We start from the raw sequence: 23,373 nt of genomic DNA, 5'->3' as shown, positions 1-23,373 counted from the left end.
GTTTTCACCCCGCCAGCGTCGGCGTGAACGTCCGCTCTGGGCGACGCCAGTCGATGCCCTCCAGCAGCATCGACAATTGTGCCGGCGTCAGCGTCACCGTGCCCGTCGCGGTCACCGGCCAGACGAACCGACCCCGGTCGAGCCGCTTGGAGAACAGGCACAGGCCTTGCCCATCGAACCACAGCAGCTTGACCAGATGACCCCGCTTGCCCCGGAACGCGAACAACGCGCCCGAGTGCGGGTTCTGGGCCAGCACCTGCTGCACCAGTACCGCCAGGCCATCGAACCCTTTGCGCATGTCGGTGACGCCACACGCCAGGAACACCCGCGTCGGCAACGGCGTGGGGCTCAACGCAGCACCGACAACACTCGCGCCAGCGCGCCGGCGTCCACCGACCCGTCCACGCTCACTCGGACGCCACCCGGAAATTCGATGCAGATGAGGCCAGACGTGGATGTCGCCGGCTGCGGCGCAGGTGCGGCGACATCGGCCACGCGCACCTCGGCGAATGCCGGCAGCGCAGGCGCGACCCCGCCCAGCTTGCCCAGCCGCGCCTGCTTGCGCCACGTATAGATCAGGCTGCTCGACACCTCGCGCCGGGCGATGACATCACGGACCCGCACGCCCGGCCGGAACGCCTCGGCCAGGATCTCCAGCTTCTCCGCGTCCGACCAGCTCCGTCGGCCCGATACCCGGCCGACCACCTCCACACGACCAGTCGTACGAGCGCTCGTACGACCAGTCTCAGAACCGAAAACTTCCCGCACCGCCCGCGCCCTCGTCAAAGACGATAAGCATCCCGGCTACGGCCAAACGAGCAAGGCGGCCCTCAGGCCACGCTTACCCTTCACCTGCCTGAGGTCCGGCCCGTGGCCCGATGGTTCGACCTCGCCCGGCATGGGCGCGCTCAGCAGGCCATGGCCTTTGAAATGGTTGATCAGCGCCAACAGGTCGGGCGCCGCCAGCACCTCGACCGATCCCGCCCAGGCCGCCTCGCTCCCCTGCGCCGCGGGACAGATCAGCCCCAGCCCCTCGGCGCCCGCATGCAGCGCGGCGAGCAGCACGCCCGGCGACGGCGCGATCCGCCCGTCGAGCCCCAGTTCGCCGACGACGAGATACTCAGCCAGCGCCTCGACATCGACGACGCCCATCGCGCCGAGCAGCGCCAGCGCGATCGGCAGGTCGAAATGCGCGCCCTCCTTGGGCAGGTCGGCGGGCGACAGATTGACGACGATCCGCTTCGGCGGCAGCGCCAGCCCCATCGCCGCGATCGCGCCGCGCACCCGCTCGCGGCTTTCCGCCACCGCCTTGTCGCCCAGCCCCACGACGTTGAAGGCGGGCAGGCCCGCGATCAGCTGCACCTGCACCTCGACGCCGCGCGCCTCCAGCCCCAGATACGCCACCGTCCGCACGATCGCCGTCATGTCCGTCCCCCCGGGACACGGTCATAGCCGCTTTCGTGCGACGGGGAATGACCATTTCGGATCGATCGTGCGTGGTTCCCCAAGCGCGTCTTGTAGATGTAACACACAAACGCCACATCGCACGCCATGAGGGTCCCCTCTCCCACTGCGGCCCCCGTCACCGCATTGACTTCGCCGCGCCTGCTGGTTAAGCGCGCCCCATCACGGCCGCCTCTTCGGGGTGGCCCTTTTCTATTTCGACGTATCCGAGGGATGAATCATGAAGCGGACCTTTCAGCCGAGCAACCTGGTGCGTGCGCGTCGCCACGGCTTCCGCTCGCGGATGGCGACCGTCGGCGGTCGTGCGGTGATCCGTGCGCGTCGCGCGCGCGGCCGCAAGAAGCTGTCGGCGTAAGCACGCTCGTGGATGTCGGCACGCCTGCCGGCATCCGCACTCTTTCGCGTCGCAGCGAATTTCTCGCGGCGAATGCGGGGCGGCGTGCGCCGATGCCGGGATTCGTCCTGCTGGTGCATGATCGCAAGGATGGTGACCCCGCCATGGGCGTGGGCTTCACCGTCACCAAGAAGATCGGCAACGCCGTCGTCCGGAACCGCATGAAACGGCGGTTGCGGGCGTTGGCGCGCGAGCTGTTGCCCGCAGGCGGCATCCGCGGCGCCGACCACGTTCTGATCGGCCGCGACGGCGGGATCGAGCGCGACCATGCGCTGCTGAAGGCCGAATTCGCAAAAGCGCTGGGCAAAATCGCGCGCGGCGAGGATTCGCCCTCGCGTCCACGTGGGCCCCGAAAGCCGAAACGGTGATCGCGCGCCTTCTCATCCTGATCGCGCGCGGTTGGCAACTCGGCCCATCGCTGATCCTGCCGCCCAGCTGCCGCTACCAACCCTCCTGTTCGGCCTATGCAATCACGGCACTTCGCCGCTATGGCGCGGTCAAAGGGGGCTGGCTGGCGGTGAAGCGGATCGCGCGCTGCCATCCATGGGGCGGGCACGGACCCGACCCGGTCCCTTGAGCCAAGACGGGGCAAGACCTTGAACAAAGAACGCCAGAATTTCGTCCTGTTCGCGGTGATCGCGGCCCTGATCCTGTTCGCGTGGCCGCTGATCCAGGGCAAGTTCTTCCCCGTGTCGAACCCGCCAGTGACGAAGATCGTCAACGGCAAGTCGGTGCCGGTGACCGCGAAGACCGCCGATCCCACCGCCGACGCGCCCGCCGCGATCCGCAGCCGCCAGGCGGTGCTGGGCGATTCCCCGCGCGTCCGCATCCAGACCCCGACGCTGCAGGGCTCGATCAACCTGAAGGGTGCGCGCATCGACGACCTCGTACTGGTCAAGTACAAGGAAACGATCGCCAAGGATTCGCCGCCCATCCGCCTGCTCTCGCCGAGCGGCGCGCCGGAGGCCTATTTCGCCGGCTTCAGCTGGCGCGATGACGGGCTGAAGCCGCCCGCGGGCGATGCCGTCTGGACCGCCTCGTCGCCGATCCTCGCGCCGGGCAAGCCGGTTACGCTCACCGCGACCAACGCCAGCGGCCAACGCTTCGCGATCGAACTGTCGGTCGACGATCAATATATGTTCACCGTCAAGCAGACGGTGCAGAACGCCGGCGCCGCGCCGGTGCCCGTCGCCCCCTATGGCTATGTCAACCGCGTCGGCGTGTCGAAGGACCCCGGCACGTGGCAGATCCATACCGGCCCGATGTCGGTCCACAACGGCGGCGCCGATTATGGCGTCAAGTTCAAGGACCTCGATAAGGCGCCCGAAAAGTTCGCCACCACCGGCGGCTGGCTGGGCTTCACCGACAAATATTGGCTAACCGCGCTGATCCCCGACCAGCAGGCGCAGTTCGACGGGCAGTTCCGCGCCGGCGCCAACACCGCCTATCAGGCCGATTACGCCTTCGCGCCCAAGCTGCTCCCGCCGGGCCGCGCGATCACGCAGACGACGCGCTTCTTCGCGGGCGCCAAGGAAGTGAAGGCGCTCCAGCATTACGAAAACGACCACGGCGTCACCAAGCTCGACAAGGCGATCGACTGGGGCTGGTTCGAAATCCTCGAAAAGCCGATCTTCACCTATCTCGACTGGCTGTTCCGCATGGTCGGCAACTTCGGCGTCGCGATCATCCTGCTGACGGTGACGATCCGTGGCCTGATGTTCCCGATCGCGCAGCGCCAGTTCGCCAGCATGGCCAAGATGCGCGCGCTCCAGCCGAAGATGAAGGCGCTCCAGGAACGCTATAAGGACGACAAGCCGCGCATGCAGCAGGAGGTCATGGGCCTCTACAAGACGGAAAAGGTCAATCCCGTCGCCGGCTGCGTCCCCACGCTGATCCAGATCCCGATCTTCTACGCGCTGTACAAGGTGCTGATGCTGACGATCGAAATGCGGCACCAGCCGTTCGTCGCCTGGATCAAGGATCTGTCCGCGCCCGATCCGCTGACCCCGGTCAATCTGTTCGGCTACCTGCACTTCACACCCCCGCACCTGATCGCGATCGGCGTCGTGCCGATCATCCTCGGCATCTCGATGTACTTCCAGTTCAAGCTGAACCCGGCGCCGATGGACGACACGCAGAAGCAGGTGTTCGCGGTGATCCCCTGGGTGCTGATGTTCGTGATGGCCAGCTATCCGGTCGGCCTGCAGGTCTACTGGATCGCGTCCAACTTCCTCGCGATCCTGCAGCAGCGTATCCTCTACGCCCGCCACCCCGACCTCAAGATCGCGGCGGCCAAGTGAGCGAGGATATCGTAGCCCCCGAGCATGAGGGCTTTAGCCCTGAAATGCTCGAGGCGGCGCGCAAGACGTTCGCGGGGCCGGTCGGCTTCCTGAAGTCGGCCCCCAGCCTCGAACATCTACCCGCGCCCGTGGTGCCGGAGGTCGCGTTCGCCGGCCGATCGAACGTCGGCAAGTCGTCGCTGCTCAACGCGCTCACGGGGCGCAACGGCCTGGCGCGCACGTCGAACACGCCGGGTCGAACGCAGGAACTCAATTTCTTCGACATCGGCAGCCCGCTCGCCTTCCGGCTGGTCGACATGCCGGGCTATGGCTTCGCCAAGGCGCCCAAGGACATCGTCAAGAAATGGCGCTTCCTGGTCAATGACTTCCTGCGCGGCCGCGACACGCTGAAGCGCGCCTTGGTGCTGATCGATTCGCGCCACGGCATCAAGGACGTCGACCGCGACATCCTCGAAATGCTCGACAAGGCCGCCGTCAGCTACCGCCTCGTCCTGACCAAGGCCGACAAGGTGAAGGCGACCGAACTCGCCGACGTCATGGACCGCACCGCTGCCGAAGCCCGCAAGCGCCCGGCGGCGCACCCCGACATCCTCGCGACGTCGAGCGAAGGCGGCATGGGCATCCCCGAACTCCGCGCCGCGGTGATCGAAGCGATCGGGTAAGAGGCGGCCGCCCTCCCCATGCACCGCGTCACCCCGGACTCGTTCCGGGGTCCACCGGGCCGCAGGGGGACGGCAAGAGGCTCGAACCACCCCCTCGCCGCGGAGTGGCCCCCGGACCAAGTCCGGGGTGACGAAGGGAAGCAGGCGGCGAGATCGTGCCCAACCTTGGCGGATCAAAATCCTCGCAAACCCCTGCTCCCAAACCCAAATCCTCACCCCCTGTCCGACACCCCCGCGCCCACCCAACCCCAAGGGCCGATGATCCCCCACCGCTCCCTCCCCACCCCATCACCACACCAATCGAAACGATCTCCCCCGATCGTTTCCGCCAAGGTGTCCATGTTGTCGATCTTCCACCCCCTCGCCCCGCTGGACCTCATCCCACCCCACGGCTAACCCAGCCCCATGAAGCTCATCATCGGCAACAAGGCCTATTCCAGCTGGTCGCTCCGTGGCTGGCTCGCCGCCAAGCAATCCGGCCTTCCCTTCGAAGAGGTCGTCGTGCCGCTATACGACGCCGAATGGGACCGTCGCCGTGAAGGCGCCGAATTCGCGCCTTCGTCGGGCAAGGTGCCGATCCTGTGGGACGGCGACGCGGTGGTGTGGGACAGTCTCGCCATCGTCGACTATCTCGCCGACAAGGTCGGGCGCGATCGCTTCTGGCCCGCCGATGAGGCGGCACGCGCCATGGCCCGCTCGATGGCGGCGGAAATGCACGCGAGCTTCGTCGCGCTGCGCCGCAAGCACCCGATGAATATCCGCCAGGTCTTCCCGGCCAGGCGCCCCGACGAGGACGTCATCGTCGATCTCAAGCGCATCATGGAATTGTGGGCGCAGGCCCGCGCCCGCTTCGGCAGCGACGGCGCCTTCCTGTTCGGCGATTTCGGTGCGGCGGACATCATGTTCGCTCCCGTCTGCACGCGCATCATCTCCTATCAACTCCCCATCGCGCGCTTTGCCGCCGCATACATCGACGCGGTCGTCCAGCACCCCTGGATGCAGGACTGGATCGCCGCCGCGCAGGAGGAAGACTGGGTCATCGAACAGTTCGAGCAGCCCACCGCGTGAGCGCGCCCCTCGACGTCGTCGCGCTCACCCAGGCGCTGCTCCGCGCCGACAGCGTCACGCCCGCGCGCGGCGCCGTGTTCGACGTGCTGGAGGCGGCGCTCACCCCCATCGGCTTCACGATCGACCGCGTCGTCACCGGCGACGCACCCGACGGCCCGGTCGAAAACCTGATCGCGTTGCGGGAAGGCACGGGCGCGCATCTCGCCTTCGCCGGCCACGTCGACGTCGTGCCGCCCGGCGAGGGGTGGCAGGGCTCCCCCTGGTCCGGCGATATCCGCGGGGCCCTGCTCTACGGCCGTGGCGCGGTCGATATGAAAGGCGCGGTTGCCGCCTTCGTCGCCGCGGCGGCGCGTGCGAGCGGCCCGACGCTCAGCCTGCTCATCACCGGCGACGAGGAAGGCCCGGCGACCTACGGCACGCCCGTGCTGATCGAACGGCTGACCGCGCTCGGCATCACGCCCGACCTCTGCCTCGTCGGCGAGCCGACCTCGGTCCGCCAGCTCGGCGACATGGTGAAGATCGGCCGCCGCGGCTCGGTGAACATCTGGATCGAGGTGCCGGGCCGGCAGGGCCACGTCGCCTACCCCCACCTCGCCGACAATCCTGCCGGCAAGCTCGCCCGCGCGCTTGCCGCGCTGGAGGATATGGCGCTCGACCAGGGCAATGCCTGGTTCCAGCCGTCGAACCTCGAGATCACCGACATCGCGATCGGCAACCCCGCGCACAACGTCATCCCGGCGAAGGCCACCGCGCGCCTCAACATCCGCTTCAACGACGAACAGCGCGGCGCCGACCTCATCGACCGCGTCCGCGCCGTCGTTCACACCCACGCCCCCGCCGCGATCGTCACCGGCAAGGCGTCGGGCGAGGCGTTCCTCACCCCGCCCGGGCCCTGGACCGCGATGGTCAGCGCCGCGATCGAGGCGCAGACGGCCCTCGTCCCCGAACTCTCCACCTCCGGCGGCACCTCCGACGCACGCTTCCTGTCGAAACTCTGCCCGACGGTCGAATTCGGCCTGCTCAACGCGACGATGCACCAGGTCGACGAAGCCGTCGCCATCGCCGACCTCGAAACGCTCACCACCATCTACGCCGACATCATCACGCGCGCGGCATGACGCTGCCGCTTGCCGCGGCGGCGATGATGATCGCGTCGGGCTCGCTCCACGCGGTCGTCAACGCCGTCATCAAGAGCGGCAAGAACAAGATGGCGGGCCGCGCGACGATCGACGGCACCGCCGCGCTGATCCTGCTGCCCGGCCTACTGGTCGTGCCGCTGCCGCACGGCGCCTGGGGCTGGCTGGTCGCGAGCACCGCGATCCATGCGCTCTACCTGCTGGCTGTCGTGCGCACCTACGAACTGGCCGACTTCTCCGCCGCTTACCCCATCATGCGCGGCCTCGCCCCGCCGCTGACCGCGATCGTCTCGGTCGCGCTGCTCCACGAACGGGCCAACGCTGCGCAGATCGCCGGCATCGCGATCGTCGCTGGCGGCATCCTGATCCTGTCGATCGGCCGCCATCTGTCGCGCCCGGCACTGGGCTGGGCGGCGATCTGCGGCTGCTGCACCGCGGCCTATACCGTCGCCGACGCGCACGGCGTCCGCGCCGCGCCGACGGTGGCGAGCTTCATCGTCTGGGACTTCGTGCTGATAGGTCCGATGATCGTCGCCCAGTTCGCGGTGATGACACGCGGCGCGGTCTTTACCGACATGCGGCGACAATGGGGACCCGGCGCGATCGCCGGCGCGCTGTCGATCGGCACCTATGGTCTTGCGCTGGCTGCCTTCGCTCGCGGCCCCACCGCCCCGCTCGCCGCGCTACGCGAAACGGGCATGGTAACGGCGCTGCTGGTCGGCGTGTTCTGGCTGCGCGAACCCGTGACGGCACACCGTATCGCGGCGATCGGCGCGATCCTTTGCGGCGCCGCGCTGATCCTGTTGCGCTAGCCCTATCGCCCCCGCCGCAGCACGATGTAGAGCGCGCCTTGCCCGCCATGCCGCGGATGCGCGCCCCGCACTGCCGCGATCGCATCGGCGTGGCGCGACGCGGCGAGCCAGTCGGCGATCGCCGCGCGGATCGCGCCGCGAGCGTGCGGGCGCTCGCCCTCGGGGCGCGGTGGCTTGCCGGTTACGAGCAGCAGCACACGGTCACCCCGCGCGATGGCGCGGGCGAGGCCATCGTCGAGCAACGCATGCGCCGACGACAGGCTATGTCCGTGCAGGTCGATCGAGCTGTCGGGGATGACGATCCCGCGCGACAGCCTTTTGTCCCAGCCACCGTCCAGCGTGTTCTGCCGCGGCGGCGCGGGCGGGGCGACCATGCGCGCCACTGGTGCCGGCGCCGGACCGAGCGCGCGGGTGAGCGCCTTCGACGGTTTCGTTGCCTTGGTGGGGGCGATGGGCGTTGGGGCCGCGGGCCGCGCCGCTGCCACGACGCCGCGCAACGGCTTCACCGTCGCCATCACCCGCGCCCACAGGTCGGCTTCGTCAGGGTTGAGTTGGCGCACCGACCGTCGTTCCGAACGAGGCGCTCTGAACGCGCGCGAGCGTGCCGCGGGGCAGCAGCAGGAACGCCGTGCCGCGCGCCGCCATGCCGCCCGCGGTCGCCTCCGCTACCGGCCCTGCACCCCAATAGGTGTCGAAGCGGTTGCTGCCCTTGATCGCACCACCGGTGTCCTGCGCCACCCACAGGCCGCTCGCGTCCTGCCGATCCATCGACAGGAAGACGGGCGCGCCCAGCGGCACGTATTTCACGTCCGCAGCCGCGCTGACCCCGCCATTGACCACATAACCCATCGCGCCCACCGGCGGCGTGTCGAGCTCTCGGAAGAAGACGAAGCTCTTATTCTCCTCCATGATCGCGCGGCCCTCCTCGGGGTGCGCGCGCAGCCAGGCGACGATGCCCTGCATCGACGTCTGCCCCGGCTGGAGAAGCCCGCGCGCCTTCATCAGCGCGCCGATCCCCGTATAGTCGCGGCCGTTCTGCGTATCGTAGCCGACCCGCATGACCTCGCCGTTCGGGAGCCGCAGCCGACCCGACCCTTGGATCTGCAGGAAGAAGACGGCCGCCTCGTCCGCACCCCAGGCGAGCACCGGCGCCTTGCCCTGCAATGCCCCGCGGTCGATCGCCGCACGGTCGTAATAGGGCACCAGGGCGCTGCCCTGCACCCGCCCGCGCACCTTCTTGCCCTTCAGCGCATCGCTGAACTGGCCGAGGTCGACATCGATCAGATCGTCGGGCCGGGCGTAAATCGGCACCTCGTAGCCGGCGCGCCGCTCCCGCGACGCTGCGATCTCAGGCTCGTAATAGCCAGTGGCGAAGGCCCTGCCGTCGCCGACCTGCACCGCCTCGAAATAGGTGGCGAAGAACTGTCGCGCCCCGCCGCGTGGCACGGTCGCCGCCGCGGCACAGGCCGGCTGCCAATCGGTGCCGCGCGTCAGGCCGGAGGCGTCGGTGCGGCGCATCAGGCCGGGGCAGCTAGTCAGGAACGCCTGACGGGCCGCCTCCGCCTGCGCCTCGGTGATCGGCAGCGTGTCGATCGCCGGCCCCGGCGTGACGCCCGCGGTCGCCGCCGTGGTGGCCGTCGGATCGACCGTCACCGGGGTCGCGAGCAATGGCGTCGACGACTGGATGCGACCGTCGAAGCTACGCCCGCTCGTAATGACGTTGGCCTGACCTCCGCTGCCGCCCCGACGCGGCGGCGTGACCGACGGCTGCGTCGGACGCTTCGTCGGCGGCGGCGGGGCATAGCCGCCATCCACCGGCACGATGCGCCCGCCACACGCACTGAGGGCGAGAGCCAGCGTAACGCCGGCCAAGGCGCGATGCCCGTTCATACGAAAACCCCGATTGTCCGCCCGCCCTGTGCGGGGCAACGAGCTATGGCTGTGCCGAAGCGGCGTGTCTGGGGCAAGGGTGATGCGGCTGTGTCGACGCCGTTCCGTCGCGCAGCCGGCACCGTGTGGCGTACGACGCTCACACCTCGTCGGTGTCGGCGAGCTTCCAATTGGGATCGCGGCTCTTCAGCGTCCGCGAGAAGGTCCACAGGTCGTGCGTCTCGACAGCGTCGGTCAGCGACCCGGCGACCACCTGTCCCTCCGCATCGCGCGTCACCGCGGCGATATCGGCATCGAAGCGCACCGTGATGCGGCCTTCGCGACCGTCGAGCGCCGCATCGGTGATGACCGCCCGTTCGATCGAGATCAGGCGGTTCTCCAGCGTCTCCCCTGCGTCACGGCGCGCCGCGATCGCCTCGCCAAAGGCATGCGCCACGTCGGGCTGGGCCAGTTCGGACAGGCTCGCTTCGTCGCCGGACCAGAAGGCCTCGAGCGTCATGCGATACGCCGCCTGCGCACCGCCCAGGAATTGCTGCACGTCGAAACCGGGCTCCGCACCGATGATCGCGCGCAACCCCGCCTCGGCCTGTGGTTCGATATTGCGGCCAACCGGCTCGCGCGTGTCTGCCGCGGCGTCCACCGGGCGGGCGACCACGGGCACGGCCGTCGCCGCACGATCGTCAGCGGCGCGAGGCAACGGCTGCTGTTCGTGGCCGGTGCGCTTGCCGAGCACGCTGTACAGGCGCAGCGCCAGAAACGCCGCCACCATTGCGAGAAGTACTACGTAGAACACCGTGCCTCCGATCTTGACCGATACATAGGCCGAAAGCCGTTACGTTTCAAACCACAGCATCGATCCGTCTCCGCGGCCTTTACCGCCGTTGAAACAGTCCACCGGCGCTGCTAGGCGCGGGCGCCATCGGCATCGAACGTGCGAGGGGCCGCTTCGGTCCCACGGCCTCGCTGCTTCTTCACCGCTTTTTATCGCGAAGGATTGTCTCCATGGCCGACCAGGACAACGGCACCACGATCGACACGCAGCCGACCGGCAATGGCGAAGACACCGCACCCGCGGCGGGCCTGATCTCGCAATACGTCAAGGATCTCTCGTTCGAAAACCCGAACGCGCCGGCCATCTTCCAGAACCCGAACCCGCCCGCGATCGACGTGCAGTTCAACATCGGCACCGCGCAGGTCGGCGAGGAAGTCCATGAAGTCCTGCTCAAGATCGACGTAAAGGCAGAGGCCGAGGGCCAGACCGCGTTCATCGTCGACCTGACCTATGCCGGCCTGTTCGGCCTGCGCAACGTGCCGGCCGATGCGATCCAGCCGTTCCTGCTCGGCGAAGCGCCGCGCCTGCTGTTCCCTTTCGCGCGCCGCGTCCTGGCCGATTGCGTCCGCGACGGCGGCTTCCCGCCGCTGCTGCTCGAGCCGATCGACTTCGGCCAGCTCTACCTCGCGCAGGCGGAGCAGAACGGCGCCTTCTCGGTCGGCGACGTCGGCCACGCCTGATGTCTGATCGACGGGGCCGGGCGCCATGAACCTTACCAAGGCGCTCGGCTCGGTCGGCGGGCTGACGCTCGCCAGCCGCGTGCTGGGGCTGGTCCGCGATTCGCTGTTCTTTCGCTTCGTGGGCGCAGGCTTCGCCTCGGACGCGTTCATGATCGCGTTCCGCCTGCCCAATTTGTTCCGCGCGCTCTTCGCCGAGGGCGCGTTTTCCGCCGCGTTCATCCCGATGTTCAACCGCAAGGTGGCCGAGGGTGACAAGGCGAGGGAGGGCAGCGGCCTGGCGCACGGCATCGCCTTTGCCGAGGATGCGCTGTCGATCCTGCTGCCGGTCCTGATCGTCATGACCGCGGTGATGGAAGTGGCGGCGTGGCCCGTCACCTACACGTTGTCGGGCGGCTTCAACGGCGTCGATCCGAAGCAGTTCGACTTCGCCGTCCAGCTCGCGCGCCTCACCTTCCCCTATCTGCTGTTCATCAGCCTGGTGTCGCTGCTCGGCGGCATCCTCAATTCGCTCCACCGCTTCTGGGTGAATGCGGCGGCGCCGATCCTGCTCAACGCGACGCTGATCGCCGCGCTGCTGTTCTTCCATGACGACCTGCCGCTGATGACCGCGCGTAATCAGGCGATCGCGGTCACCGTATCGGGCGCGCTGCAATTGCTGTGGCTATGGTATGCCTGCCGCCGTGCGGGCGTGACGCTGCGCCTGAAGCTGCCCCGCCTGGGTCCCGATGTGAAGCGGTTGATGGCGCTGATCGGCCCGGCCGCCGCGGGTGCGGGCGCGGTGCAGATCAACCTCGTCGTGTCGACCGCGCTCGCCGCGCGCCTGCTGCCCTCCGGCTCGGTATCCTATATCTACGCCGCCGACCGGCTGAACCAATTGCCACTCGGTCTCATCGGCATCGGCCTCGGCACCGTATTGCTGCCAACCATCTCGCGCCTGCTCGGTCGCGGCGAGGATGCGGCGGCGATGACGACGCAGAACCGGGGCATGGAGCTCGCCCTGCTGCTCACCCTGCCCGCCACGGTCGCGCTGGTCGTCTGCGGCGCGCCGATCGCCGCCGCGCTGTTCCAGCACGGCAAGTTCGATGCGACCGACACGCATTTCACCGCGCAGGCGCTCGCCGCCTTTTCGATCGGCCTGCCATCCTACATCCTCGTTAAGGTGCTGACGCCGGGCTATTACGCCCGCTCCGATACCAAGACGCCGGTCCGCTACGCGACGATCTCGATGGGGGTGAACCTGGCGCTCAATCTCGCGCTGATCGTGCCGCTCCAGCATATGGGGCCGCCGCTCGCCACCGCGATCGCTAGCACGGTCAACGTCGCGCTGCTGTATCGCACGCTCGTCAAGCGCGGCCAGTTCGTGGTCGACGCGCAACTCAAGCGCCGCGCGCCGCGCCTGCTCGCCGCTGCCCTCGCGATGGGCGCGGTGATGTATTTCCTCAACGATCTGTTCCAGCCCTATACCACCGGCGCCAGCCTGATCCGCTGGGCTGCGATGGCGGTGCTGGTCGGCACCGGCGCGCTCGTCTATGCCGCCGCGGTGTTCGCGACCGGCGCCCTCAAGCCGCGCGACATCCGCCAGCTTCTCCGTTCCCAGTCCTAAGGTCCGTCCATGTCCGCACAGCGCCCCCTCCCGAAAAGAGTGGTGTCCGGTATCAAGCCCACCGGCAATCTCCACCTCGGCAATTACCTTGGCGCGGTGAAGCAATGGGTCGCGATGCAGGATGCGATCCAGGCGGAGGGCGGCGAGACGATGTACTTCATCGCCGACCTGCACGGCCTGACCGAATTTATCGCGCCCGATCAGCTGCGCGCGAACACGATCGAAATGACCGCGACGATGATCGCCGCCGGCATCGATCCCGATCGCTCGATCCTGTTCAACCAGGCCCGCGTGCCTGCCCACAGCGAACTCAGCTGGCTGCTCAACAATGTCGCGCGCGTCGGCTGGCTCAACCGCATGACGCAGTTCAAGGACAAGGCCGGCAAGAACCGCGAAGGCGCCAGCGTCGGCCTGTACGATTATCCGGTGCTGATGGCCGCGGACGTGCTGCTCTACAACACCACGCACGTGCCCGTCGGCGAGGACCAGAAGCAGCATCTGGAGCTGGCGCGCGACATCGCAACCAAGTTTAATACCGATTACGGCGTCGAGCTGTTCACGCTGCCCGAACCCCTGGTCAGCGCCGCCGCGCCGCGGATCATGAGCCTGCGCGATGCGGCGGCCAAGATGTCCAAGTCGAACCCCTCCGAACAGTCGGTCGTCAAGCTGGTCGACAGCGACGAGACGATTGCCGACAAGTTCCGCAAGGCGAAGACCGATCCCGACCTGCTCCCCGCCACCGTCGAGGAACTGGCGGAGCGGCCCGAAGCGCGCAACCTGCTGACGATCTTCGCCGCGCTCGCCGATCGCACGCCGCAGGACGTGCTGAGCGACTATGCGGGTAAGGGCTTCGGCGCGTTCAAGCCCGACCTTGCCGATCTCGCCGTCGCAAAGCTCGGGCCCATCCGCAACGAGATGGTCCGCCTGCTCGACGACCGCGGCGCGATCGACGCGATCCTCAACACGGGTGCTGAAAAGGCACGCGACCTCGCCGCGCCGGTGTTGCGGCAGGCGCAGGCGGCGATGGGCCTTATGCTTTAAGACCGTGCGCTAGTTGCTCGTCATTGCGAGCGCAGCGAAGCAAGCCGGACCAAGACGCCCTGGCTTGCTTCGCTGCGCTCGCAATGACGAACCAATCATGTCTGCGCGGTCATTTCGATCCGCCGCAGAAGGCTGCGGCTCCAGCCTACCTCGCGGCGCACGGCTGGACGATCCTCCGCTTCTGGAACGGCGATGTGCTGGATAACCTCGACGGGGTCTACGCCGCAATCCTTGCGGCGCTAGCGCAAGCGGCCACCCACCCCCGGCCACTCCCTTGCAGGGAGGGGAGGAATTACGCTTCCAATTCCCGCATCAGCGTCCGCACCGCAGCGTCGATATCGCGGTCCTGATCGCGCAGTTCCTCGATCTTGCGGACGGCGTGGATGACGGTCGAATGGTCGCGCCCACCGAACTTGCGGCCGATCTCGGGCAGCGAGCGGGTCGTCAGGCGCTTGGCCAGATACATGGCGATCTGGCGCGGGCGGGCGACGGCGCGGCTGCGGCGCGCCGACACCAGATCGAGCGGCTTCAGCTCGAAATGCTGGCTGACGAGCTTCTGGATCTCATCGATCGTCACCCGCCGCTGCGCCCCGCGCAGCACGTCGCCCAGCGTCGTCAGCGCGAAATCCAGGTCGATACGGTCGCCGGTCAGCTGCGCATAGGCAATGACGCGGTTCAGCGCGCCTTCCAGCTCGCGGATGTTGGCGTGGATGCGCGCGGCCAGCAGGTCGAGCACCTCTGCGGGAACCTTTGCCTCGGGCAGGTCTGCGAGTTTCCTGTCCAGTATGGCACGGCGCAACGTGAGGTCGGGCGCCTTGATGTCGGCGACGAGGCCGACCGACATGCGGCTGATGATCCGCGCCTCGACCCCGTCCAGCGCCTGCGGGCAGCGGTCGGCGGAGATGACGAGGCGGCGGCCCGCCCCCATGATCTCGTTGATCGTGTGGAAGAATTCTTCCTGCGTCGAATCCTTGCCCGCGATGAACTGCAGGTCGTCGATCAGCAGCAGGTCGGCGCTGCGCAGCCGTTGCTTGAAGGCGTGCGTGTCGCGCGCCCGGAGCGCGCTGACAAAATCGAACATGAAGCGCTCGGCCGACATGCACAGCACGGTCGCGTCCGGATGCTGCGCCAGAAACGCATGGCCGATCGCGTGCATTAGGTGCGTCTTGCCCTGCCCCGTCCCCGAATGGAGGAACAGCGGGCTGAACCGCGGCACACCCGGTTCGGCCAGCGCGCGCGCGGCATTGAAGGCGACGCGATTGGCCGCATCGACGACGAAGCGATCGAAGGTGAAGCGCGGATCGAGCGGCGGTCGCTCGGCACGCGGTGCGTCGCTGGCGACGACGGCGGGGGCCGGCTGCACGAACGGCAGCACCGCGGCGGGCTGCGGCGCGGGGTTCTCAGGCGCCTCGGCAACCAGCTTCACCGCCGGGGCCGCCACACGCGTCTCGATCGACACGCTGCGCACGCCCGGCAACAGCGCGCGGAATTCCAGCATCAGCCGGTCCGCGTAATGGTTGCGGACCCAGTTGGTCATGAAGGCGGATGGCAGCGCGAGGCGGATCGCATCGGGATCACCGTCCTCGATCAGCTCCATCGGCTTCAGCCACTGTTCGAACAAACGCGCACCGGCCGATTCGCGCAGGTTGCTGCGGACGCGCGCCCAGGCGCGTTGCGCCTCGCTCTCCGTCACCGCCGCTACCTGCCGATCGTTCAACGCACGCCCCTTCGTTACCGGAAGCGACGCGTGTCACCCCAGTGGCTGTAGTTCAGACAGACAGATCCCCCTTACGACCACCGGCCGTTCGGCATGCCCACGCTGTTCAAGTCCCCGCTGGCCCAGAACGGCGCCGCGGTGAAGGCGAGTTATGAAGCCTCCACCGAGTCGATCAAGCCCCCCGCAGGTCACATTCCTGAAATAAAGAGGATTGACAGCCCTCCGCCCGCGGAAATGCGTTCGGAAATCTTATAAGTATCTGATATTAAAGCATTAATATGCCCGGCTAGACCCGCGGGGCCGCCGGACTCAGGGCACGAATCGCGGTGAGTCCTGCCTTTCACTTTTCGTTCCAAACCCATCCGTTTTGGGCATCAAAAAAGCCCGCCGGGACGGTCCCGACGGGCTGATTTGCGGACGGGAAGGACGGCTCAGGCGAGCGCGGTCACGGCCTTGGTCAGACGCGCGAACTTGCGGCTCGCGGTGTTCTTGTGCAGCACGCCCTTGGCGACGCCACGGGCCAGCTCCGGCTGAACGGCCGACAGCGCCGTGGTCGCCGCAGCCTTGTCGCCCGAAGCAAGCGCCGACTCGACCTTCTTGACGAAGGTGCGGATGCGGCCGACGCGGTTGCCGTTGATTTCGGCGCGGCGTGCGTTGCGACGGATGCGCTTCTTGGCTTGCGGCGTATTCGCCATTCGGTACGTCCTTGCGAGTAATGTGGTCAGTGTAAAAGAGGCGCCGGGAACACCCTACGCCGTCTCGAAGGCTGCGCCCTTAGCGATTGCGGGAGGCGGGGTCAACTGTTTCGCCCCTCTTTCGTCATCTCGGCGCACGCCGGGATCCATGGACTGAGCGCCGCCAACGATGTGGCCCCGCCTCATGGACATCGCCACCATGGATCCCGGCATCCGCCGGGATGACGAAGAAAGTGGCGTCAGTGTTTCTGACACTTCGGACAATAAAACGTCGACCGCCCACTATCCACCCGGCGCTGCACCGTCCCGCCGCATGCGCACGGTTCCCCCTCGCGGCCATAGACCAGGAATTGCTTGGAGAAATACCCCAGCTCGCCATCCGGCCGGACATAGTCGCGCAGCGTCGATCCGCCGGCCTCGATCGCCGCGAGCAACACGTCGCGTACCGCCACCGCCAGCGCCTCGAGTCGCTTCGCTGAGATCTGCCCCGCCGGCCGCGTCGGCGATATCCGCGCCAGGTGCAGCGCTTCGCACACATAGATGTTGCCGAGGCCCGCCACGATCCGCTGGTCGAGCAGCATCGCCTTGATCGGCGCCGCGCGACCCTGCAACACGTCGTGCAGATACGCGCCGGTAAAGCCCTCCCCCAGCGGCTCCGGCCCCATCGCCGCAAAGGGCGGATACGCGTCGATCGCCGCCGTCTCCCACAGATCGAGGAAGCCGAATCGCCGCGCATCGTTGAGCGCCAGGCTGCGCCCCTCCCCCGTCTCGATCAGCAGGTGGTCGTGCGCGAGTCGCTCGGCCGGATCGACGCGCCAGCGCCCCGACATGCCGAGGTGGAAGATCAGCGTATCGCCGCGATCGGTATCGATCAGCCCGTATTTGGCCCGCCGCCCCAGCGCCGTCACCATCGCGCCCGTCAGCCGCTGGCGCAGGTTTACGGGGATCGCCTTGCGCAGATCGGCACGGCGTGGTTCGACATGGGTCAGGCGCTGGCCGGCGAGCACGGGGGTCAGCCCGCGAACGGTGGTTTCGACTTCGGGAAGCTCTGGCACGCCGCCAAAGCTAGGTAGCGTTTGCTCCCGCCACAAGCCACGGCTAGGGCGGGTGTCATGACCGATACCGCCCCCACCGGAACCGTCTCCTTCGGCTACGAAGATGTCGCACCGGACGAAAAAACCGCTCGCGTCGGCGGCGTCTTCTCCAGCGTCGCCAAGAACTACGACCTGATGAACGACGCCATGTCGGGCGGCATGCACCGGCTGTGGAAGGATCGCTTCGTCCGCCGTCTGCAACCGCGCGAGGGCGAACAGGTGCTCGACATGGCGGGCGGTACCGGCGACATCGCCTTCCGCATCGCGGAATCGGGCGCGTCGGTGACGGTCGCGGACATCAACCCCGATATGCTCGCGGTCGGCATGGAACGCGCGGCCAATCGCGCGCTCGACAGCCTCGTGTGGACCGAGGCAAATGCCGAGACGCTGACCTTTCCGGACACGTTCTTCGACGCCTACACCATCGCCTTCGGCATCCGGAACGTCACCGATATCCCCAAGGCGTTGCGCGAGGCGCATCGCGTGCTGCGCCGCGGCGGCCGCTTCTTCTGCCTCGAATTTTCGACCACGACCTGGCCGGGGTTCAAGGAAGTATACGACGGCTATTCGCACAAACTGGTGCCCAAGCTCGGCCAGCTGCTGGCGCAGGATTCCGACAGCTATCGCTATCTGATCGAATCGATCCGCCGCTTCCCCGACATGCCGACGTTCAAGGGCATGATCGCCGACGCCGGCTTCGTGCGGACGAAGGTGGAGCCGATCATGGGCGGCCTTGTCGCGATCCATTCGGGCTGGAAGATCTGATGGCGCACCGGCCATGCTCCTCCCGGACGGGAGGAGCGCTCGCGTGACGACCTCCGTCGTCCATATCTGGCGACTGCTGAAGTGGGGCCGCATCCTCGCGCGCCACGGCGCGCTGCGCGGGATCGAGCAGGACCGCAACACGCCTGCCCCCGTCCGCCGCCTCGCCCGCGTCGCGCGCTTCGGCGCGCGCGTGCCGGCGACGCCGCGCTACGCCGATGCCTTCCAGGCGATCGGCCCTGCCGCGATCAAGCTCGGCCAGACGCTCGCGACCCGGCCGGACCTCGTCGGCGACGTCGCCGCGAACGACCTGCTGCGCCTGCAGGACCAGTTGCCCCCGGTGCCCTTCGAGACGATCTGCGCTGCGATGGAGGCCAGCCTCGGCCGTCCGCCGAGCGCCGTCTTCGCCCAGATCGACGAGAACCCGGTCGGTGCCGCGTCGATCGCACAGGTCCATCGCGCGATCACCACCGATGGCCGGCAGGTCGCGGTGAAGGTGCTGCGCCCGGGCGTCGAAGCCGATTTCACCCGCGCGATCGACACCTATCAATGGGCCGCGGCACAGCTCGAAGGCCTCGGCGGCGAGGCCAAGCGCCTGCGCCCGCGCCTGACGGTCGAGAATTTCCGCCGCTGGACGCTGCGCGAACTCAACTTCCAGCGCGAAGCCGCCTCCGCCTCCGAACTCGCCGAGGCGATGACGGCGGAACCCGATTTCGTCGTCCCCGCAATCGACTGGCAGCGCTCGTCCACGCGCGTGCTGACGATGGAATGGATCGACGGCATCAAGCTGTCGAACCGCCAGGCGCTGATCGACGCCGGCTATGACGTCAAGAAGCTCGCCAACACGCTGGTGCAGGCGTTCCTGCGCCAGGCGATCGCCGAGGGCTTCTTCCACGCCGACATGCACCAGGGCAATCTGTTCGCCCTGCCCGGCGACAAGATCGCCGCGATCGATTTCGGCATCATGGGCCGGATCGACCGACGCGCGCGGGTGTGGCTGGCCGAGATCCTCTACGGCCTGATCACCGGCAATTACAAACGCGTCGCCGAAATCCATTTCGAGGCGGGCTATGTCCCCGCGCACCACAATGTCGCCGAGTTCGCGACCGCGCTACGCGCCGTGGGCGAACCGATGCGCGGCCTGCCGGTAAAGGACATGTCGATCGGCATGATGCTCGACGGCCTGTTCAGCATCACCCGCGATTTCGACATGGTGACGCAGCCGCACCTGCTGCTGCTTCAGAAGACGATGGTGATGGTGGAGGGCGTGGCGACCAGCCTCGATCCCGATATCAATTTGTGGGAATCGGCCGCGCCGTTCGTCCGCGAATGGATCCGCACCGAACTCGGCCCCGAAGCCGCGATCGCGGATCGCCTGATCCAGGATGTGCGTACCATCGCCGGCCTGCCAGAACTGATCCGCCGGATCGAGGCGCGCTACCCCGCCCCGGGCGGCGAGCCCCCCGCCCCGCCGCTGCGCGAAATCGAGGTCGTGCGCATCGGCGGCGGCTGGCGCTATGCCGCTGTCGCCGTGCTGACCGCCTGCGCCAGCGTGGCGGCGACATGGCTGGTGCTGCACTGACGCCGATGCTGCGCCGGCCGCTCGTCCCGCTCTGGATCGCGCGCCCGTCGCGCTTTGCCGGGCTGAACGTGCGCGATGCCTGGTTGGTGGTCGTGGCGCTCGCCGGGCTGCTCCTCGCGACGCTGCTGGTCTTCGCGACGCCCGTTCCGGCCGCGGCGACCGATGGCGCGCGCGCCACCGATGGTCAGACCGACATTGCGCTGTACGACGGCATCGTCGAGGCAGTGCGCCACGGCGCGTCTTATTACGCGGCCGCAATCGATGCGATGCGCGCGGGCGACTATCCGCTGCGGCCCTTCGTCACCGTGCGGCTGCCGACGCTTGCCGTGGTGGAGGCCGCCCTGCCCGGACCTGTGGTACTAGTGCTGCTCGATCTGCTGGCAGCGACCGTCGTCGTCGCCTGGTGGGTGCGGCTGCGCGGCGTGTTCACGCGCCTGCCGCCGCGGATCGTCGCGATGATGCTGCTCGCCGCGGGGCTCATCCCCTTCGTTCAGCCGAGCCTGTCCGCGTTCCATGAAATCTGGGCCGGCCTGCTCCTAGCGCTGTCGCTGGCGCTTTACCGTGTCCGCGATCCGCTGCCCGCTATCGCCATCGGGCTTGCCGCCGCCGTGATCCGCGAGACGACGGGGCTGTACCTGATCGTCATGCTGGCGATGGCGCTGGTCGAGGGACGCGGGCGTGAGGCGATCGGCTGGGCCATCGCCTGCGCGCTGCTCGCTGCGGTCCTGGCGCTCCATGCGCATGCCGTCGCCGCCTTCGTCCGCCCGCTCGATCCTGTGTCGCCGGGCTGGTCGGGGCAACTCGGCTTCGGCTTCTTCGTGCGAACGATGACGCTGTCGACGGGGCTGGTGCTGTTGCCGATGTGGCTTGCGGCCCCTCTCGTCGGCCTGTCGCTGTTTGGCTGGGCAGCGTGGCATACGGGGCTGGGCCTGCGGATTGTCGTCCTGCTCAGCGGCTATGCGCTGGTGCTGAGCGTCTTCGGCCGGCTCGACACCTTCTATTGGGGCCTGCTGATCGCGCCGGTGCTGCTCGTCGGCCTCGTCTTCGTGCCCGATGCCCTGCGGGACCTGTCGAGCGCCATGTTCGACCGGCGGCGGATCACGGTGAAAAGGATCGTGCGGTGAAACGTGTCCTCCTGATCGTCGGCGGCGGCATCGCCGCGTACAAGGCGTGCGAACTGATCCGCCTGCTCAGGAAGCGCGACCATGCGGTGCGCTGCGTGATGACCGAGGGCGCGAGCCATTTCGTCACGCCGATGACGCTCGCGGCGCTCAGCGAGGACCAGGTCTACACCAGCCTGTGGGACCTGAAGGACGAGGCGGAGATGGGCCATATCCAGCTCAGCCGCCAGGCCGACCTGATCGTCGTCGCCCCCGCCACCGCCGATCTGATCGCGCGCATGGCGGCCGGGATCGCCGACGATCTCGCAACCACCCTTCTGCTCGCGACCGACACGCCCGTCCTCGCCGCACCAGCGATGAACGTCAGGATGTGGCAGCATCCGGCGACCAAGCGCAACGTCGCCCGGTTGCGCAGCGACGGCATCACGGTGCTCGAACCCGACGAGGGCACGATGGCCTGTGGCGAATACGGCCCCGGTCGCCTGCCCGAACCCGAAGCGATCGCCGCCGCCATCGACTGCGCGCTCGCCCCGGCCGATACGCGCCTTTCCGGGCGCCATATCCTCGTCACCGCGGGACCGACGCATGAGGCGATCGATCCGGTGCGCTACATCGCCAACCGCTCGTCCGGGAAGCAAGGCTTCGCCATCGCCGGCGCGCTTGCGGCACTGGGGGCCGAGGTGACGCTGGTAGCGGGCCCGGTTGAGCTCGCCACGCCAGAGGGCGTCCGCCGCGTCGACGTGGTGTCGGCACAGGATATGGCGGACGCGGTGCAGGCCGCACTCCCCGCCGATGCCGCGGTGATGGTCGCCGCGGTCGCCGACTGGCGTGTCGAGGCCGCGCCGCAGAAGGTCAAGAAGGGCAACGCCCCGCCCACGCTCACCCTGACCGAGAACGTCGATATCCTCGCCACGGTGGCGCGAGGGCCGAACCGCCCCCGTCTCGTCGTCGGCTTCGCGGCAGAGACCGAACAGGTGATCGACCACGCCCGCGCCAAGCGCGATCGCAAGGGCGCGGACTGGATCGTCGCCAACGACGTCTCCGGTGATGTCTTCGGCGGTGATGCCAATACCGTGAATCTGGTGACGGCCCAGGGCGTCGAGTCTTGGGACCGGATGGGCAAGGACGCGGTCGCGCTCCGGATCGCAGATCGCATCGCCGATGCGCTTATGCGTTCTTGATACGTTCCGATTCGTTTGATAGCCTCTCCCCCTGACACAAGGGGAGACGACGCATGAACCCGTACGTGACGCTGGGTGCCGCCGATACCGACGTGGCGCATGCTTTCTACGATGCCGTGCTGGCGACGATCGGCTGGTCGGCGCATGCCAGCTTTCCCGATTGGCGCGGCTATTCCGCGGGTGGCAGCGGCGAGGGCCTGACGCTGTGGATTTGCAAGCCGCTCGACGGAGCGCCGGCAACCGCGGGCAACGGCACGATGATGGCGTTCGGCGCACGGACGCGCGACGAAGTCGATGCCTTTTATGCAGTGGCGATGGCGCACGGCGCGCAGGATGAGGGCGCACCCGGCCATCGCGAGCATTACGGTCCCGATTGGTATGCGGCCTATCTGCGCGATCCGACGGGCAACAAGCTGGCCATCGTCCATAACGGCTGATCCTGCCACATTCGACAAGCCCCGCGCCGGGGCGCTAAGAGCGACGCCATGACCGCCATTAACATCCGCATCCAACGCCTGCCCCATGGCGAAGGCCTGCCCCTGCCCGCTTATGCCACCGATGGTGCCGCGGGCATGGACGTCGTCGCGGCCGAGGCATTGACCCTGGCACCGGGCGCGCGGTCGGCGGTCGCGACCGGCTTCGCCTTCGCGATTCCCGACGGCTTCGAGGTGCAGGTGCGCCCGCGCTCGGGGCTCGCGCTGAAACACGGCATTACCTGCCTCAATACGCCGGGCACGATCGACAGCGATTATCGCGGCGAGGTGAAGGTGATCCTGATCAATCTGGGCGACGCTCCGTTCCCGATCGCACGCGGCGACCGGATCGCGCAGATCGTGCCCGCCCCCGTTCAGCGCGCAGCACTGGAAAGTGTTGAAATTTTGGAGGATACTGCGCGGGGTAGCGGAGGATTCGGGTCCACCGGACGATGATGATCGCATGGTTCCTTGCAGCGCAGCTTGCCGTGGCATCGCCCGCACCGATGCCGCCGCAGGATTGGAGCACCTTGCGACCGCTGCCCTTCGCCCGAGCTGTCGATGATGGCCTGACCCTGTCCGCGTTCGTGCGGAGCGAGGTGCAGGCCGGCCGATGCACCGCCGCGATCCAGACGGCCGCCGGCTGGACACTCAAGGTCGATCTCGCGGTCTTGTTCTCCGCGGCGTCCCAGCCGCGACGCATCGTCCCCCGCGCCATCGGTTGCCCATCGGTCGAGCAATATTCCGCCGGCCTCGTGTCGAGCATGATGCGCAACGGCACGCCCGTCGGCACGGTCGATCCCGGCAACTGGTATCGCACCAGCCTGACCTTCTCATGGCCGCAATGACGCGCCGGTCGAGCCGCT

At 68.0% G+C, this 23,373-nt stretch carries 27 protein-coding genes and 1 pseudogene; 19 read left to right on the top strand and 9 right to left on the bottom strand.

Going from position 1 to position 23,373, the window contains the following annotated elements:
- Nucleotides 1-4 precede the first annotated feature (4 nt).
- The 3 genes and pseudogenes from tnpB to A7E77_RS13370 all read right to left on the bottom strand — a co-directional run.
- Nucleotides 5-298 (bottom strand): IS66 family insertion sequence element accessory protein TnpB, encoded by a 294-nt coding sequence (tnpB, locus tag A7E77_RS13380; RefSeq protein ID WP_119184635.1) that lies wholly within the window; start codon nucleotides 296-298, stop codon nucleotides 5-7.
- A 50-nt stretch (nucleotides 299-348) separates the two neighbouring features.
- On the bottom strand, nucleotides 349-711 hold the full coding sequence (tnpA, locus tag A7E77_RS13375) for an IS66-like element accessory protein TnpA (RefSeq protein ID WP_007407193.1): 363 nt from the start codon (nucleotides 709-711) through the stop codon (nucleotides 349-351).
- Nucleotides 712-769: 58 nt separating this feature from the next.
- Nucleotides 770-1,425, bottom strand: a pseudogene (locus tag A7E77_RS13370) (magnesium chelatase domain-containing protein); the annotation flags it as partial.
- 259 nt (nucleotides 1,426-1,684) lie between these two features.
- Here A7E77_RS13370 and rpmH point away from each other — a divergent pair.
- The 8 genes from rpmH (at nucleotide 1,685) to A7E77_RS13330 (ending at nucleotide 7,836) form a co-directional block, all read left to right on the top strand.
- Nucleotides 1,685-1,819, top strand: coding sequence for a 50S ribosomal protein L34 (rpmH, locus tag A7E77_RS13365; protein WP_017978410.1), 135 nt, complete (start codon nucleotides 1,685-1,687; stop codon nucleotides 1,817-1,819).
- An 8-nt stretch (nucleotides 1,820-1,827) separates the two neighbouring features.
- Entirely contained in the window at nucleotides 1,828-2,226 is a 399-nt protein-coding gene (rnpA, locus tag A7E77_RS13360) for a ribonuclease P protein component (RefSeq protein WP_017978409.1), read from the top strand.
- Complete coding sequence (gene yidD, locus A7E77_RS13355; protein ID WP_017978408.1) at nucleotides 2,223-2,435, top strand: membrane protein insertion efficiency factor YidD; 213 nt, start codon at nucleotides 2,223-2,225, stop codon at nucleotides 2,433-2,435. Before rnpA ends, yidD begins: the two co-directional genes overlap by 4 nt.
- Before the next feature lie 19 nt (nucleotides 2,436-2,454).
- Nucleotides 2,455-4,158, top strand: a complete 1,704-nt coding sequence (yidC, locus tag A7E77_RS13350) for a membrane protein insertase YidC (RefSeq protein ID WP_063688623.1) — start codon at nucleotides 2,455-2,457, stop codon at nucleotides 4,156-4,158.
- A 44-nt stretch (nucleotides 4,159-4,202) separates the two neighbouring features.
- Nucleotides 4,203-4,820 (top strand): ribosome biogenesis GTP-binding protein YihA/YsxC, encoded by a 618-nt coding sequence (yihA, locus tag A7E77_RS13345; protein ID WP_063688620.1) that lies wholly within the window; start codon nucleotides 4,203-4,205, stop codon nucleotides 4,818-4,820.
- A gap of 405 nt (nucleotides 4,821-5,225) precedes the next feature.
- Entirely contained in the window at nucleotides 5,226-5,888 is a 663-nt protein-coding gene (locus A7E77_RS13340) for a glutathione S-transferase family protein (RefSeq protein ID WP_063688617.1), read from the top strand.
- A complete protein-coding gene (dapE, locus tag A7E77_RS13335) occupies nucleotides 5,885-7,006 on the top strand; it encodes a succinyl-diaminopimelate desuccinylase (protein ID WP_063688615.1) in 1,122 nt (373 codons plus the stop codon). The genes A7E77_RS13340 and dapE overlap by 4 nt, the downstream gene beginning before the upstream one ends.
- Nucleotides 7,003-7,836 (top strand): DMT family transporter, encoded by an 834-nt coding sequence (locus tag A7E77_RS13330; protein ID WP_063688613.1) that lies wholly within the window; start codon nucleotides 7,003-7,005, stop codon nucleotides 7,834-7,836. Before dapE ends, A7E77_RS13330 begins: the two co-directional genes overlap by 4 nt.
- A 2-nt stretch (nucleotides 7,837-7,838) precedes the next feature.
- Here the strand turns inward: A7E77_RS13330 and A7E77_RS13325 are convergent, their stop codons facing one another.
- The 3 genes from A7E77_RS13325 to A7E77_RS13315 all read right to left on the bottom strand — a co-directional run bounded on the left by A7E77_RS13325 (nucleotide 7,839) and on the right by A7E77_RS13315 (nucleotide 10,519).
- Nucleotides 7,839-8,351, bottom strand: coding sequence for a Smr/MutS family protein (locus A7E77_RS13325; protein ID WP_063689963.1), 513 nt, complete (start codon nucleotides 8,349-8,351; stop codon nucleotides 7,839-7,841).
- 25 nt (nucleotides 8,352-8,376) lie between these two features.
- Nucleotides 8,377-9,726: a murein transglycosylase A gene (locus tag A7E77_RS13320; RefSeq protein ID WP_078462299.1), complete on the bottom strand. Its 1,350-nt coding sequence runs from the start codon at nucleotides 9,724-9,726 to the stop codon at nucleotides 8,377-8,379.
- A 139-nt stretch (nucleotides 9,727-9,865) separates the two neighbouring features.
- Nucleotides 9,866-10,519, bottom strand: a complete 654-nt coding sequence (locus A7E77_RS13315; RefSeq protein WP_151895485.1) for a Tim44/TimA family putative adaptor protein — start codon at nucleotides 10,517-10,519, stop codon at nucleotides 9,866-9,868.
- A gap of 209 nt (nucleotides 10,520-10,728) precedes the next feature.
- Here A7E77_RS13315 and secB point away from each other — a divergent pair, with 209 nt between their 5' ends.
- From secB to A7E77_RS17435, 4 genes are all read left to right on the top strand, one after another.
- Nucleotides 10,729-11,238 (top strand): protein-export chaperone SecB, encoded by a 510-nt coding sequence (gene secB / locus A7E77_RS13310; protein ID WP_043059051.1) that lies wholly within the window; start codon nucleotides 10,729-10,731, stop codon nucleotides 11,236-11,238.
- A 25-nt stretch (nucleotides 11,239-11,263) separates the two neighbouring features.
- Nucleotides 11,264-12,841 carry a murein biosynthesis integral membrane protein MurJ gene (gene murJ, locus A7E77_RS13305; RefSeq protein ID WP_063688610.1) on the top strand — a complete coding sequence of 526 codons (1,578 nt, stop codon included), beginning with the start codon at nucleotides 11,264-11,266 and terminating at the stop codon, nucleotides 12,839-12,841.
- A gap of 9 nt (nucleotides 12,842-12,850) precedes the next feature.
- On the top strand, nucleotides 12,851-13,882 hold the full coding sequence (gene trpS / locus A7E77_RS13300) for a tryptophan--tRNA ligase (RefSeq protein ID WP_063688607.1): 1,032 nt from the start codon (nucleotides 12,851-12,853) through the stop codon (nucleotides 13,880-13,882).
- Nucleotides 13,883-13,965: 83 nt separating this feature from the next.
- Nucleotides 13,966-14,232 carry a DUF559 domain-containing protein gene (locus tag A7E77_RS17435; RefSeq protein WP_078462298.1) on the top strand — a complete coding sequence of 89 codons (267 nt, stop codon included), beginning with the start codon at nucleotides 13,966-13,968 and terminating at the stop codon, nucleotides 14,230-14,232.
- Here the strand turns inward: A7E77_RS17435 and dnaA are convergent.
- The 3 genes from dnaA to mutM form a co-directional block, all read right to left on the bottom strand.
- Nucleotides 14,175-15,599 (bottom strand): chromosomal replication initiator protein DnaA, encoded by a 1,425-nt coding sequence (gene dnaA, locus A7E77_RS13295; RefSeq protein WP_063688605.1) that lies wholly within the window; start codon nucleotides 15,597-15,599, stop codon nucleotides 14,175-14,177. The two genes, A7E77_RS17435 and dnaA, sit on opposite strands and share 58 nt — an antisense overlap.
- A gap of 431 nt (nucleotides 15,600-16,030) precedes the next feature.
- Nucleotides 16,031-16,294: a 30S ribosomal protein S20 gene (gene rpsT, locus A7E77_RS13290; RefSeq protein WP_017978392.1), complete on the bottom strand. Its 264-nt coding sequence runs from the start codon at nucleotides 16,292-16,294 to the stop codon at nucleotides 16,031-16,033.
- A 239-nt stretch (nucleotides 16,295-16,533) separates the two neighbouring features.
- Complete coding sequence (gene mutM, locus A7E77_RS13285; protein WP_063688603.1) at nucleotides 16,534-17,349, bottom strand: bifunctional DNA-formamidopyrimidine glycosylase/DNA-(apurinic or apyrimidinic site) lyase; 816 nt, start codon at nucleotides 17,347-17,349, stop codon at nucleotides 16,534-16,536.
- A gap of 57 nt (nucleotides 17,350-17,406) precedes the next feature.
- Here mutM and A7E77_RS13280 point away from each other — a divergent pair, with 57 nt between their 5' ends.
- Genes A7E77_RS13280 through A7E77_RS13250 form a run of 7 tightly spaced genes read left to right on the top strand, consistent with a single transcriptional unit; the run spans nucleotide 17,407 to nucleotide 23,355 of the window.
- The gene (locus tag A7E77_RS13280) at nucleotides 17,407-18,153 is read left to right on the top strand and encodes a class I SAM-dependent methyltransferase (RefSeq protein ID WP_063688600.1); all 747 of its coding nucleotides are present in this window, start codon (nucleotides 17,407-17,409) and stop codon (nucleotides 18,151-18,153) included.
- A 43-nt stretch (nucleotides 18,154-18,196) separates the two neighbouring features.
- Nucleotides 18,197-19,732 (top strand): 2-polyprenylphenol 6-hydroxylase, encoded by a 1,536-nt coding sequence (ubiB, locus tag A7E77_RS13275; protein ID WP_063688597.1) that lies wholly within the window; start codon nucleotides 18,197-18,199, stop codon nucleotides 19,730-19,732.
- The gene (locus A7E77_RS13270) at nucleotides 19,714-20,856 is read left to right on the top strand and encodes a hypothetical protein (RefSeq protein ID WP_318842600.1); all 1,143 of its coding nucleotides are present in this window, start codon (nucleotides 19,714-19,716) and stop codon (nucleotides 20,854-20,856) included. The genes ubiB and A7E77_RS13270 overlap by 19 nt, the downstream gene beginning before the upstream one ends.
- Nucleotides 20,853-22,034 carry a bifunctional phosphopantothenoylcysteine decarboxylase/phosphopantothenate--cysteine ligase CoaBC gene (coaBC, locus tag A7E77_RS13265; protein ID WP_063688592.1) on the top strand — a complete coding sequence of 394 codons (1,182 nt, stop codon included), beginning with the start codon at nucleotides 20,853-20,855 and terminating at the stop codon, nucleotides 22,032-22,034. Before A7E77_RS13270 ends, coaBC begins: the two co-directional genes overlap by 4 nt.
- Nucleotides 22,035-22,087: 53 nt before the next feature.
- Nucleotides 22,088-22,471, top strand: coding sequence for a VOC family protein (locus tag A7E77_RS13260; RefSeq protein ID WP_063688589.1), 384 nt, complete (start codon nucleotides 22,088-22,090; stop codon nucleotides 22,469-22,471).
- A 48-nt stretch (nucleotides 22,472-22,519) separates the two neighbouring features.
- The gene (gene dut, locus A7E77_RS13255) at nucleotides 22,520-22,963 is read left to right on the top strand and encodes a dUTP diphosphatase (RefSeq protein ID WP_043059045.1); all 444 of its coding nucleotides are present in this window, start codon (nucleotides 22,520-22,522) and stop codon (nucleotides 22,961-22,963) included.
- Nucleotides 22,960-23,355, top strand: a complete 396-nt coding sequence (locus A7E77_RS13250) for a hypothetical protein (protein ID WP_063688587.1) — start codon at nucleotides 22,960-22,962, stop codon at nucleotides 23,353-23,355. Before dut ends, A7E77_RS13250 begins: the two co-directional genes overlap by 4 nt.
- Nucleotides 23,356-23,373 lie beyond the last annotated feature (18 nt).

It is taken from the genome of Sphingomonas sp. NIC1 (assembly GCF_001638925.1).
In the GTDB taxonomy this organism is placed as follows: domain Bacteria; phylum Pseudomonadota; class Alphaproteobacteria; order Sphingomonadales; family Sphingomonadaceae; genus Sphingomonas; species Sphingomonas aquatilis.
The sequence above is the reverse complement of the archived record's forward strand: the minus strand, read 5'-3'. Positions and strand labels throughout refer to the sequence as shown.